The organism is Terriglobus sp. RCC_193 (genome assembly GCF_041355105.1).
Lineage (GTDB): Bacteria > Acidobacteriota > Terriglobia > Terriglobales > Acidobacteriaceae > Terriglobus.
Genome location: NZ_JBFUPK010000002.1, coordinates 704,856 through 718,046 on the forward strand (window position 1 = coordinate 704,856; position 13,191 = coordinate 718,046).

General features: G+C 57.7%; 9 protein-coding genes. 3 read left to right on the plus strand and 6 right to left on the minus strand.

From position 1 onward, the window contains the following. Positions 1-129: 129 nt before the first annotated feature. From msrA to AB6729_RS11725, 6 genes are all read right to left on the minus strand, one after another. Positions 130-642, minus strand: coding sequence for a peptide-methionine (S)-S-oxide reductase MsrA (gene msrA / locus AB6729_RS11700; protein WP_371081799.1), 513 nt, complete (start codon positions 640-642; stop codon positions 130-132). A 208-nt stretch (positions 643-850) separates the two neighbouring features. Further along, positions 851-1,981 carry an SIS domain-containing protein gene (locus tag AB6729_RS11705; protein ID WP_371081800.1) on the minus strand — a complete coding sequence of 377 codons (1,131 nt, stop codon included), beginning with the start codon at positions 1,979-1,981 and terminating at the stop codon, positions 851-853. An 18-nt stretch (positions 1,982-1,999) separates the two neighbouring features. Beyond that, entirely contained in the window at positions 2,000-3,046 is a 1,047-nt protein-coding gene (locus tag AB6729_RS11710; protein ID WP_371081801.1) for an oxidoreductase, read from the minus strand. Between the two features lie 14 nt (positions 3,047-3,060). Then, a complete protein-coding gene (locus tag AB6729_RS11715; protein ID WP_371081802.1) occupies positions 3,061-4,323 on the minus strand; it encodes a Gfo/Idh/MocA family protein in 1,263 nt (420 codons plus the stop codon). Positions 4,324-4,473: 150 nt separating this feature from the next. Continuing rightward, entirely contained in the window at positions 4,474-5,466 is a 993-nt protein-coding gene (locus AB6729_RS11720) for a sugar phosphate isomerase/epimerase family protein (protein ID WP_371081803.1), read from the minus strand. Between the two features lie 28 nt (positions 5,467-5,494). Next, positions 5,495-6,637, minus strand: coding sequence for an ROK family protein (locus AB6729_RS11725; protein ID WP_371081804.1), 1,143 nt, complete (start codon positions 6,635-6,637; stop codon positions 5,495-5,497). A gap of 417 nt (positions 6,638-7,054) precedes the next feature. On the opposite strand from AB6729_RS11725, the gene AB6729_RS11730 reads away from it, so the two are divergent. The 3 genes from AB6729_RS11730 (at position 7,055) to AB6729_RS11740 (ending at position 13,186) form a co-directional block, all read left to right on the plus strand. Further along, positions 7,055-10,369, plus strand: coding sequence for a carboxypeptidase regulatory-like domain-containing protein (locus AB6729_RS11730; protein WP_371081805.1), 3,315 nt, complete (start codon positions 7,055-7,057; stop codon positions 10,367-10,369). An 89-nt stretch (positions 10,370-10,458) separates the two neighbouring features. After that, on the plus strand, positions 10,459-11,997 hold the full coding sequence (locus AB6729_RS11735; protein WP_371081806.1) for a M81 family metallopeptidase: 1,539 nt from the start codon (positions 10,459-10,461) through the stop codon (positions 11,995-11,997). A gap of 40 nt (positions 11,998-12,037) precedes the next feature. Next, entirely contained in the window at positions 12,038-13,186 is a 1,149-nt protein-coding gene (locus tag AB6729_RS11740; protein WP_371081807.1) for a sugar phosphate isomerase/epimerase family protein, read from the plus strand. Positions 13,187-13,191 lie beyond the last annotated feature (5 nt).

Genomic DNA, 13,191 nt, shown 5'->3' on the forward strand with positions numbered 1-13,191 from the left:
CGTATGAGCTTCGCTATTGCGAAGCTGGTTTGGGTTCTTTGTTTGAAACCTTCGAATATCTGTGGTGGTGCGGAGTGCGTTGGGATTCTTCGCTTCGCTCAGAATGACAGCGTTTTTGACGTGTCTCAATTATTGAGTGGAGCCGTTGCGTCTGGGCAGCTTCCAGTCCGGGCGAATCCAGTGACAGGTGTAGCCGTTGGGGATGCGTTGCAGGTAATCCTGGTGTTCCGGTTCCGCTTCCCAGAAGGGGCCTGCGGGGACGACTTCTGTCACGACTTTGCCGGGCCACAGGCCGCTGGCATTTACGTCGGCGATGGTGTCTTCCGCAATCTGTTTCTGTTCCGGCGAGGTGTAGTAAATGGCGGAACGATAGCTGGCGCCGAGGTCATTGCCCTGACGATTGAGTGTGGTGGGATCGTGTAGCTGGAAGAAGAACTCCAGCAATGTGCGATAGCTGAGCTTTGCTGGATCGAAGATGATTTCGACGGCTTCGGCGTGCGTGCCGTGGTTGCGATAGGTTGCGTTGGCCACGTCGCCGCCACTGTAACCCACGCGTGTGGAGATGACGCCGGGGTAGCTGCGCAGAAGTTCCTGCACACCCCAGAAGCATCCGCCTGCCAGAATTGCTGTTTCCGTTGCCATAAGTAGAAGGTACCCCTCTGTGCAATTGGATGCGGTTCTGGTTGGGCGAGAACCCACGTCTCAGAATCGAGACGTGGGCACCCGTTGCTATTGGAACCTATCGGCTTTCCATCGACGTTGTAGTGGTGCGAAAAGAATGCAGGTCCTTCGACTTCGCTGCGCTTCGCTCAGGATGACGCACGTTGTGCGTTTGAGCTTCGCTGGTTGCTCACTCGGCGAGCACTGCCTTGTTGAGATTGCGTGGACTGTCTACGTTGATGCCGTTCTGGATGGCCATGCAGTACGACAGAATCTGTAGCGGGATGACTTCGCAGATGGTGAGCAGACCTTCACTGGCTTCTTCTACGGGGACGAAGAAATCTGCGAGTTGTTCGACGGCGGTATCGCCTGTGTTGCCGATCGCGAGAATCGTTGCGCCCTGTGTGCGCATGTCCTGCATGAGCTGCACAACTTTTTCATAACGCTCCAGGGATTCGCTGTCGCTGCGATCGACGGTAGCGAGCATGACAAGTGGTGTTTCCTTGCTGACGAGTGCGTTGGGGCCGTGCTTGAGTTCGCCGCTGGGATAGCCTTCGGCGTTGATGTACGCAGACTCCTTCAGCTTGAGCGCGCCTTCACGTGCAATGGCATAGTGGACGCTGCGGCCAACGAAGAGGAACGCTTTTGCGTTGGCAATCTGCGCGGCGATTTCGCGTACGCGGCTCTCCCACAGCGGCAACTGGCGACGCACTCGGTCAGAGAGCGTGCCCAGTTCTGCGAGGAGTCTGTCGAGTTCAGGCTTTACCAGAACGGCACGCTCTTCTGCTGCGAGGAGCGAGAGAAGATAGAGGTTCAACAGTTGTGCGGTGAAGCTCTTGGTGGCGGGTACAGCGCGCTCGCGGCCTGCGAAAGTGGGCATGGAGACGGATGCTTCACGCGCCATGGATGAGCCGGGAACGTTGGTGATGGCCAGCGTGTGGTGGCCTGCGATGTTCGCCTTGCGCAGTGCGGCCAGCGTGTCGACGGTTTCGCCGCTTTGCGAGATGACCATGACGGCGGCGCTCTTCAGCGAATGCTCAGAACGGTAGCTGTATTCACTGGCGTATTCCACATCGACATGGATGCCTGCCTTGTCTTCAATGAGCAGCTCTGCGACCAGGCCGGCGTGGCGACTGGAACCGCTAGCGGAAATCACGATGTCGCGCTGCGCTTCGCGAAGCCATTGGCGTATGGATGCGCAGGTATCGTCGCGAAATCCTTCGGCAGTGGCGTAAGCAGCGAGTGTGGCGGCCAGTGTCTCCGGCTGTTCGTGGATTTCGCGGAGCATCCAGTGGGAGTAGGGTGCGGGTGTATCGCTCACAGTATTACCTCGTGTTCCTTATGGTTCATTTGATCCGTGCTGTAAAGACACGGTGCGCCCTTCACGGGCGGAAAAATAAAAGGCGTCCAGCACGGCCATGACATTCACTGCGTCCTGCGCGGTGATGGCGGGCGCGGTGCCCGTGCGGATGGCATCGCGGATGCTCTCGTAATACTTCTGCTGGCAACCGCGCTGCGGTGTTGCAGGCGTTACGGTGCCGGTTGCTCCATCCATGATGACACCACCATCGGGGTCGATGCCAAACGCAGGATCGTTTGGAGACATGCCGGATTGCAGTTGCGGTTCCTGCGTGTCCGCGCCGTATTTCATCCATGTTGCCGTGGTGCCATGCAGTGTGGAGCGTGGACCTGTACCGGCAACTAAGAGCGATGCGTTCAGCACGGCGCGCATGTGCGGGTAATGAAGAATGGCATGACCCCAGTCGTCGGTTTTGCCGCCTGGACGCAGCGTTGCAAGATTGCCTTGAATCGCCTGTGGCATACCGAAGAGATAGATTGCTGCGTCGATCATGTGTGGTCCAAGATCGAACCAGAGACCTGCGCCGGGGCCGGGGTTTTCGCGCCAGCGTTGTCGCACGTTGGGCCGGAAACGATCCATGTGCAGTTCGTAATGCGTCACCTGGCCGAGTACGCCGGATTGCAGCACTTCGCGCGCGCCGTTGATCTCGCTCTCCCAGCGGCGGTTGTGAAAGACGCTGAGGATGCGGCCATATTCGTTTGCGATCTGTTGCAGTTGTTTTGCTTCTTGCAGATTCAGCGTGAATGGCTTATCGACGACAACGTGTTTGCCTGCACGCAATGCTGCTGCTGCCAGCGGGAAGTGCGAATCGTTTGGCGTGGCAATGACAACGAGTTCAATCTCAGGATCGACGACAGCATCCTGCGCGCTGGATACGCGCACATGCGGATAATGCGCGTGCACATCCTCCGGGCGGCTGGAACCAACGAGCGAAAATGCAATGCCCTCCACGGCCTCAAGCAGAGGTGCATGGAATGTGCGGCCGGCATAGCCGAAACCGAGGAGGGCAGTGCGAACGGGAAGCATGGTCATCGTCAGGTTTAGTGGAACTTCGTGATGTCGAGTCCGGCCTCGTAGGTCTCGTTGTCCGCCAGGAGTTCATCCCATGTGGCAACGCGGCCCAGCTCCGCGGATTTGCGGCCCATGATGCAGGTGCGTGCGCTGTCCACGCCGGTGGCAATCTGGTTCTGATACTGGTTGCTGGTGATGCTGCCGATGAAGTCTTTGTCCTTCATCGTGTCGGCGTCGGCCAGGTTGTCGTTGAAGGCGCCATCGGAAGCGAACTTGCTGTCGGTCTTTGCAGGTCCACCGTTCCACGTCCATGCCTTCGGCCCCAGGATGCGCAGCGGTCCCTTGTAGGGTGCTTCTGCGATGCCGTTGCTGCCGAAGATGTGTTCGGCAACATCGAAGAAGCCCTTGAAGTTGAATTGCGTGGAATTGAAAACGAACTCCACGTCGCCGGGATAAGTGAAGATGACTTCGTAGTTGTCATTGATGTTGCCGTAGCCTGTGACGATCTTGCGGCTGGCGCGAGCGTCGGCCTTGATGGGATGCGCACCCATGATCCAGTTGCAGACGTCGATCACGTGGATGTTCTGCTCCAGCAGAATGTCGCCGGAGAGTTTCTTGTCACGCAGCCAGTTGCGCAGGCGGTACTCTTCCTGCGAGACATTCTGTACATCGTGAAGGGTGGCGGGCGGCGAGTTGTAGTAGCCGTTGAGTGATGCGATCTTGCCGATGTCGCCGTTGTGAATGCGGTTGACGAGTTCGACGAAGGGCGTCGCCTTGCGAATCTGGAAACCAACGGCGACGCTTACCTTGCCGTTGATGCGCTTGGCAATGTCGAGTGCGCGGCGCGTTTGCGGAATGTCTACGCCCACGGGCTTTTCAACGTAAACGTGCTTGCCGCCCGCGGTGAGGATGTCGAGATGTTCCACGTGGAAGAACGGCGGCGTGGAGATCTGCACTGCGTCGATGTTCGGGTTTGCGGCCATCGCCTTGTAAGCTTCCCATCCGTGGAAGGTCAGCTTGGGATCAATGGCAGACTTACCCAGCGATGCGTTCACCTGATCAAAGTGCAGCTTGCCCTTGGCGAGTTGATCCGGAAAGATGTCGCCCAGCGCGACGATGCGAGCATCGGTGTTCTTTGCGAACGATGTGGCGACGGAGGTGCCACGGCCACCGCATCCCAACAGGCCGTAACGCACGGCGGAGTTGGCAGCGTAACCAAAGGCAGTGGAGGGTTTCACGATCAGGAGTCCGCAGGCAGCGCCGGTCCCCTTGAGGAATTTTCTGCGATCCATTGTTCTTTCTCCGAATGTTGCTTTCGCGAAGTTCTGAGGAAGTCTTTCTGCAAAGGGGCGGAAGTCAGGGGGACTGAAGCCCCCTGCTCCCATCTGACATGACTTCATCGGAACGTCTGGCTTAGAAATGATCTGCTCAGAACGCGCCTCTTAGGCGTGGTTGAGCTGCTTGAGGATGCTTTCGAGGTAGCGCTTCGATTCCTTCACGTCTTCCACCTGCTGCGGGCCTGACGTCTCACGTTCAATGCTGATGGCACCCGTATAGTTCACAGCCTTGAGCTGCTTGAGTACGGTGGGGAAGTCGACTTCGCCCTTGCCAATCTGCACTTCCTTGCCGAGCTTGTCGGGGTCGGTGGGCCACATGCCGTCCTTGGCGTGGATGGCCTGTACGTGCGGTCCGAGGATCTTCATGGCATCCACCGGATTCGCCTTGCCGTAAAGGATGACGTTCGCAGTATCCAGACCCACGCCAAGTGCAGGATGGTTCACATCCTTAATCATGCGCAGCATGGTGGTGGGTGTTTCCTGGCCGGTCTCCATGAGGAAGTGCTGGCCGTTGCCGGCGCAGTGCTCGGCGAGTTCGCGGATGGCCTTCACTGTGCCGTCGTAAAGAGGATCATGCGGATCTTCTGGAATGAAGCCGCAATGTGTTTGAATGCGGCCCACTCCGAGGAGCTTGGCAAAATCTGAAGTTTCCTTCAGCGCATCGACGCGAGCCTGGCGATATGCAGGCGGCACAACGCCGATGGTCGACGGGCCCTCTACGAAGTTCCACTTCAGCGGCAGCGGACGCACGGCTTCTGCCGTGGTGGGAATCACCTGATATTTGTCGAACAAGTCATTGAACTGCTTAGCCAGAGCGGGCGTGAATTTGCCCAGGTAGCTGTCCAGCGAAAGGAAGCAGGTCGGAAAGCCCAGATCGTGGACGAGCTTGATTCTGGCTTCGGCATCCGGGAAGGGAGAGATTAGCAGTCCCAGGGCCATGGGTGCGTGCGTGCGCTTCAACGCCTGTGCTTCCGCGCGGCTGGGCAGCGCGATCTTTCCTGCGACGGCGGCCAGTGCGGCTGCGGTAGCCGCGTGCTTCAAAAGGCCGCGACGTGTCAGGTCTACGGCTTTTTCCTGCTGTGTGTGCTGCTCCTGCATGTACGTTCCCCCCGAGTTGTTCTGATCGCTATAGGGCAATCAGATAGTTAAAGGCTGCAATGGAGGCGGCGCTGCGTGGCAGCGAAACCGCTTCTCCATCGCCAAAGATGATCTGCGTGGAAGCAAGGAAGCGCGGCAGGATGCCGTTCTCAATGGCCTGTCGCGTGGCAGTACGGAAGAGGCCATTTTCAAAGCCTTCCAGATCCGTGAAAAGCACCGCCGCAGGATCATTCAAATGGACCAGTGTGGCGATGGCACTGCCAAGGGCGGTACCCGCATCGCGCAACAGCTTGATCGCTTTGGCATTGCCGCGCATGGCCAGATCTTCCAGGTCACGCATGGTTTGAATGGAAAGTCCTGCCTTCTTTGCGGCCTGTCGTAAGGCATATCCGCCCGCGAGTGTATCCAGACAGCCATTGCGTCCGCAGCGGCAGGGTGGGCCATTCGGGTCCACAGTGATGTGGCCGATTTCGCCCGCGCTGCCGTCGTGTCCGCGATAGAGCATTCCGTTCATATAATGCGCGGAACCAATAGTGCGTCCCAGCATGACGATGGAAAAGTTGTCATACTCGCGTCCGCGTCCGAAGATCTTCTGGCCCATGGCGATGGCGTTGGCATCGTTGTCTGCCCATGCCGGCAGTTTCAGCGCAGCGGCAATCTTTTCTGCAATGGGAACGTCGCGCCAGTCGAGGCCTGCGGAGTAACGGCAGATGCCAGCATCGGCATCCACAATACCGGCGACGGAGATGCCTGCTCCACGGACGCGGCTGCGCGCAACGCCGGATTTGCGCAACATCCGCGTAAAGCTGGCTCGGATGGCGGCAGGCAACTCTTCCAGGTCGTTGTGCTCCGTCACTTCTTCGTGCCCGAGGACTTCGCCGCGCAAGTCGGTGATGGCGAGCTGTATCTTTTCTTCGTTAATGCTGACGCCGACGAAACAGGAGTGAGAGGCCTGCAGAGAAAGCTGGACCGTGGGGCGTCCGCGCCGCTTGCCGGCGTTGAGGGCCGGCGTTTCCAGCAGAAGGCCTTGTTGCAACAGGTGTTGTGTTACTTCAGTGATGGCGGCTGGGCTGACCCCCGCGCGATCACTCAGTTCCAGCCGGGAAAGCTGGTCGTTTTGGAGCAACGCGGCAATCACGGCGGTCTTCGCGGACCGGAAGGACACCTTCATGAGAAAGCTCTCCGAACCCCGGGATGTGTTGCCGGGGTGTTGCGTCAGGATGACAGGGCTGTAAATCCTGCTTGACCCTGCACGGGGTCGTGGATATGATCCACCTACCGAAACATTGTTGACCTGATTACCTTCGCAATACTACATCAGCCGCACCAGGATTGGCTCCAATTTATTCACTCGGTGAATTTATGGCGAGACAACGGGACAGGATGAGTGCAGCTGGTAGGGGAGTAAGCGCTTTTTCGCCGGGGAAGGATCCATTTCCCTTTCGGCACACGAAGATTCCTGTGCGCACGCGGATCCACGACACAGGGCGTTACCAGGCGGAATATCACTCGGGAGACCCGGACCATGAAAGACCTATCAAGAATTTGTACCCAGCTGCGAGGCACTGCGGATGCGCAGTGTTTCACTGTGACCAAAGGTGCGCTGCGCACCATAGCAATCGCCGGCATTTTTGCCGCAGCGGTTTCACCAGCCTTTGCCCAGAACACCACTGCGGATGTCGTTGGCACGGCAACGGACGTGTCAGGCGCCATGGTGCCGAATGCCACGGTTGTGCTGACAGACGTCAACACGCATGACAAGCGCACCGTAACGGCAGGCTCCTCGGGGGAATACACCTTCACTCTGCTGAAGCCGGGCACATACTCACTGACCGTGACGTCGCCGGGCTTCAAGACCTTCCAGATTGCCAACTTCAACCTGTCCGCCGGTGACCGCGCACGTGAAGATGCTCACCTGGCTGTCGGTAACGAAGGCGAAACGATCAACGTTGAGGCGACTACGCCCGCGTTGCGCACGGATTCGTCGGCCCTGATCACGACCGTAACGGAGAAGGCGACGCAGGAACTGCCTTTGAACGGCCGTAACTTCATCAACCTGGTGCAGGTGACGCCGGGCGCTACAGAAGGCCTGAATAACGGTCTGGCCAGCGGCAACCGTCCGGACGATCGTCGTCAGACCTCATCGGTTTCGATGAACGGTCAGGCCGACATGATGAACAACCAGACGATTGACGGCATTGATAACAATGAGCGTGTGATCGGTTCGATTGGTGTTCGTCCTTCGGTGGATGGTATCCAGGAAGTCAGCGTGCAGACGAACGTGTTCACGGCGGAAGTGGGTCGTGCGGCAGGCGCCATTATCAACGTCATTACCAAGTCCGGTGGCAACCAGTTCCACGGCTCAGCATATGAGTTCTTCCGCAATGACAAGCTGAACGCGAACCCGTTCAAATTTGGCGCGAACATTCCCAAGCCGAAGTATCGCCAGAACCAGTTCGGCGCAAGTCTTGGCGGACCCATCATTAAAGACAAGACGTTCTTCTTCGTGGACTACGAGGGGCTGAACAAGGTTTTCAATCAGAACCCTTCGTCTACCACGGTGCCCACGCTCTTTGAGCGCAATAACCTCGGTAACTTCACCGATAATCCGGGTATCAACACGATCGTTCCCGCGGCGAGTTTCGATAAGGTCGCCCAGCAGTACTTCAACCTGTTCCCGCTGCCGAATACCGGTACCGCCAGCACGGTTGCAAACAACTACACCGCAGCGCGTCCTGATTCGCAGTTTTCAAAGACGGGTGACGTTCGTGGCGATCAGCGCTTCAAGAACGGCGATCTGTTCTATGTTCGGTATACCTACAACCGCGTGGATACCAGCATCGGCAGCCTCTTCCCGGCGGTCAGCACTGCGGCAGGTACCATCTTCCCGGGTGGCAACCTCGGTTCCTATCCTGGCCCAGCACTCACGCGCGCCCATCAGGCTCACCTGAACTATGTGCATGCGTTTACGCCGAACCTTCTGCTGGAGTTGAAGGCCGGTTACACGCTGCTGGACAACGCGCAGTATCCGCTGAACTTTGGCAAGGCCATCAACACTGCTTTCGGCCAGCCGAATATTAACGTCGACGGGCGCACCGCCGAACTCTCGGCCGTGAACGTTACGCTAGGTGGCGCAACCCTGGGCAACCGGCCGCCAATCATCTACCACGAGAACACGTGGCAGTATGAAGGCTCCGTCAACTACATTCACGGCAAGCAGATCATCAAGGTTGGCGCAGGTCTCATCCGTCGTCAGGATTCCACTACACAGACCGATACTGCTAATGGCAACTGGGTGTTCAACAACTTCGCCACGCTGCTTTCGGGTGACTATGCGACCGCCGCCCGCAACCAGATTCTGTACACGCCGCGTAACCGTACCTGGGAACCGCACTTCTTCTTTCAGGACGATGTTCACCTGACGCCAAACCTGACGGTGAACCTGGGTGTGCGCTATGACCTGTTTACGCCCTACACCGAAACCAACAACATTCTGTCGAACTTCGACATCGTGCAGCAGAAGTTCCTCATTGCTGGCGTCAATGCGGACTCGCATGGCGGCATCAAGACGGACTACGGTAACGTCGCTCCGCGCTTCGGTTTCGCATACACTCCTGCGCCAAAGACCGTGATCCGTGGCGGCTTCGGTCTCACTTTCGCTCCGGAAAATACCACCTCCGGTTCGGCACTGGTGAACCAGCCCTTTACCGCGACACTGGGACCCTACACGCAGCCAAACGCTCCGACTGGCTATAGCAAGTTTGCAAACGGGATGCCCATCCCGACTGCGAACCCGTACCTTGTTCCGACGGGCAGCGCGACTGCTGCTTTGGATCCGAACTTCAAGTCAACCTATATCGAGCAGTTCAACCTGACTGTCGAACGCGAGTTTGCGGGTTTTGTTGGGACGCTGTCGTATGTGGGTGAGCTCGGTCGCCGCAACGGTTACTATCTGTCGGACTTCAACACAGTTCCGCTTGCACAGGCACCGCTGTCGTTTACAGCTGCTACGCGGGGCAGCACGACCCTTGCTCCTGTAGCGACGACCGACTATAACTCGCGTCGTCGGTTTGCGTCGGGCAACAACACCCAACTGTTGGGGGTGCCGCTGTACCGCAGCACGGGTTCCAGCAGCTACCACGGCTTCCAGGCCGTGTTGAAGCGCCGCTTCAGCAAGGGGCTGGATCTTCAGGCGGCCTATACGCAGTCCCGCCTGTTGGATAACTCTGAATCCATCTCCAACAATGGTGGCAACGGCTTCGGCTCCACGGCTGAGTTGTTGAACAGCATTGAATACGGCAACGGCAACCTGGACATGCGCAGCCGTATTACCGGCACGTTCAACTACGCATTGCCCTTTGGCCAAAACGCACACGGCTTTGTTGGTGTGCTGGCAAAGGGTTGGCAGGCAAACGGCATCGTGGTGTGGGGAACGGGCCTTCCGTTCTCTGTCACGAACAACGTGAACCGTACCGGTACACGTCCCACGGCGACTAACAGCGATCGCGCCACCATGCTTTCCAGCGGTCGCGTCAGCCACCCGACGATCACGAAGTGGTTTGATACGAATGCCTTTGTTTGGCAGGCAAACGGAACGACCAGCACGCAGCGCCGCAACCAGCTTTACGGGCCCGGCATCCAGCGTGTCGATCTGTCGCTGCTCAAGAACTTCGATCTGACCGAGCGCTTCAAGCTCGAGTTCCGTACCGAAGCGTTCAACGTTCTGAACACGGCACAGTTCATCAATCCGTCTGCTTCACTCAACCAGGTGGCATGCACCACGGCCTGTAATAACTTCCCGGTTGCTGGCTATGCGCCAGCGGCTGGTTACGGTGCCATCACCGCAACAGGCAACGCCTATAACCCGCGTCTGATTCAGTTCGCGGCGAAGGTGAAGTTCTAACCAAAACAATGTCGGGCGGCTCACTTGTTGAGCCGCCCGATTCTTTTCTTCTTTTTTACTGCTGTTCTTTTCCCGGGAGATTTGCGTTGATGCAGCGACGTTCGTTTCTGAAGGCCGGTTCGATGGCCGCACTTGCTACGGTTGTTGCGCGTGCGTCTTCCGCGGCGACGACTGCACCGCGCATCGCGTATGGCGGTATTGCGATTGAGTGCAGCACGTACGGGCACATCCGTACGCGCTATGACGAATTCACCATCACGCGGGGCGATGCGCTGAATGCCATGCCGCGCTTTGCTGTATTGAAAGAGCGTTACCCCGACGTTCCTTTCATGGGCACGATTGTTGCGACTGCCGTTCCCGGGGGACCTGTTGCGCGCGAGGCTTACGACAAGATCAAAGGCGAGTTCCTGGATCGCTTGAAAGCGCTGTTGCCGCTGGATGGTCTGTATCTGCCGATGCATGGCGCGATGACGGTTGACGGCCTCGACGATGCTGAGGCCGACTGGTATGAAGCTGCACGCAAGGTGGTTGGGCCAAAGTGCCTGATGGCGGCAAGCTACGATCTGCATGGCAACACCAGCAAACGCATCATTGATGCGCTGGATATGCTCTCTGCGTATCGCACAGCGCCGCATGTCGATCAAAAAGAGACGATGTTCCGCGCGTGCGACATGCTGGTGAAGTGCCTGAAAGAAAATATTCGCCCCACACTGGAGTGGGCCACGATTCCAGTGTTGATGCCGGGCGAGCGCAGTTCCACAAGCTGGGAACCAGCGAAGCGCCTGTGGGCGCAGTTGCCTGAGTTGAATAAGACGCCGGGTGTGATGGATGTGTCCATGCTCGTGGGCTATGTGTGGGCCGATCAATCGCGCTCGGCTGCATCCGTTGTTGTGACCGGAACGAATCCTGCGAACGAAGAGAAGGTTGCGAAGAATCTGGCGCAGCAGTACTGGGATGCGCGCAAAGAGTTTGCTTTCGGCGATCCGGTGTGTCCGCTGGATGAGTGCATTGACAAGGCGATGAAGTCGGATGTTCATCCGCTGGTGCTTGCAGATTCGGGCGATAACCCAACAGGCGGCGGCAATGGCGATCAGGCTACGGTGTTGGAAGCACTATTGAAGGCTGGCGCGAAGGATGTTGTCTTTGGCGGCATCGCGGACAAGCCTGCAACGGACGCCTGTTATGCAGCGGGTGTTGGCAAGACGATTCCGCTTTCTATTGGAGCAACACTTGATCCCATTGCGAGCAAGCCCGTGCGTGTGGAAGCGACAGTGAAGGCGCTGCTGCAGAATGTTGATCCGGCAAAGCGCGAAGCTGCAGTGCAGATACAAGGCGTCACGCTGATTCTCAGCGCGTATCGCAGGCCGTATCACGAGATTGTGGACTTCACGAAGCTGGGTATCGATCCGCACGCTGCGAAGATCGTTGTGGTGAAGTCCGGCTATCTTGAGCCGCAGATCAAACAACTGGCGAAGGCGAACCTGATGGCGCTGACGGATGGCGCAATCAATCAGGACATTGTGCATCTGCCGAAGAATAAGAATCGTCCGCCAACGTATCCATTTGTGGATGACCTGACCTACGCGCCGAAGGTTTATATTTCGGCGCGCAGTCCAAAACACGCATAAACACTCGTCGAAACGCAACAGGCAGTAAAGGGAGATAGCAATGGAGTCACGCACAATGCAACTGGATCGCCGGAACTTTCTGAGGGGCGCGGGTGGCGCAGCGGCCGCCAGCATTTTGGCAGGCGAGGCATTTGCGCAACAGAAGAGCGCAGCACCCGAAACCCTTGAGAAGGGGAGTGCCTTCCGTCCTCTTACTGAGAGCGAGAAGCTGGACCGCATTGCTGCGAATAGTTATCCGCTGCGCTGGATCTTCAAGAACCGCAACAACGTGGGCCCCAAGGCAACTGTGCAGCAGATGCAGGCGAAGTATGGCAGCATCACGGCGCTGGAGTATCCCGCATATGCAAAGAAGCTGTTTCCGGGTGTGACGAAGTTTGATATCTGGTCCAGCCTCTTTGGAGACATTACAGACGAAAGCCAGTACGAAGCGTCAACGATCTACGGATACGACGGCAAGCCGCGCCAGATTACAGAATTCAACCCGGCAAGCGCGAACGGTACTAAGTGGCTGGAGAAGCTGGCGGCAAAGCAGAAGGAAGAAGGTGTCTTCTGTCATCACATCTCAAACAATGCGCCGCGCGATATCTGCGAACTGGATGAGGCGAAGCGCAAGGCTGGCGTTGCTGTTGCAAAGAAGTGGCTGGATGGCGCTGCAATCATCGGCGCAAAGAGCATGCGTGTGAACAGTGGTGGGCCGCGCATTGCGCCGTCACCACAGCCGAATGAGACCAGCTATCCGAAGAACCCGGAGCTGGAGAAGTACATGGACCAGTGCATCCAGTCGTTCAAGGAAATGGCGGAGCACGGTTCGAAGGTGGGCGTGAAGGTGACGCTGGAAAATCACTGGGGTCTGACGGCGAATCCCATTAATATCCGCACCATCATTGAAGAAGTGAACAGCCGCTGGTGCGAGGCGTCGCCGGACTTCGGCAACTGGGAACACAAGTACCTCGTCTATCACGCGCTGAATGACCTTGCACCGTACGCACACACCACATGCCATGCGAAGCATTGGGACCGTTGGGACAACGCGTTTGGTCAGGGCACGAAGATTGATGTGCAGCGCAATGTGCGCATCATGATGAACAATGGCTACACCGGCGTATTCGCACTGGAATATGAGGACGGCCCGTGGGATGGTGTCGAGGGCGCGAAGTATCTGTTTGAGCAGGTGAAGGCAGCGCTGTAACAGGC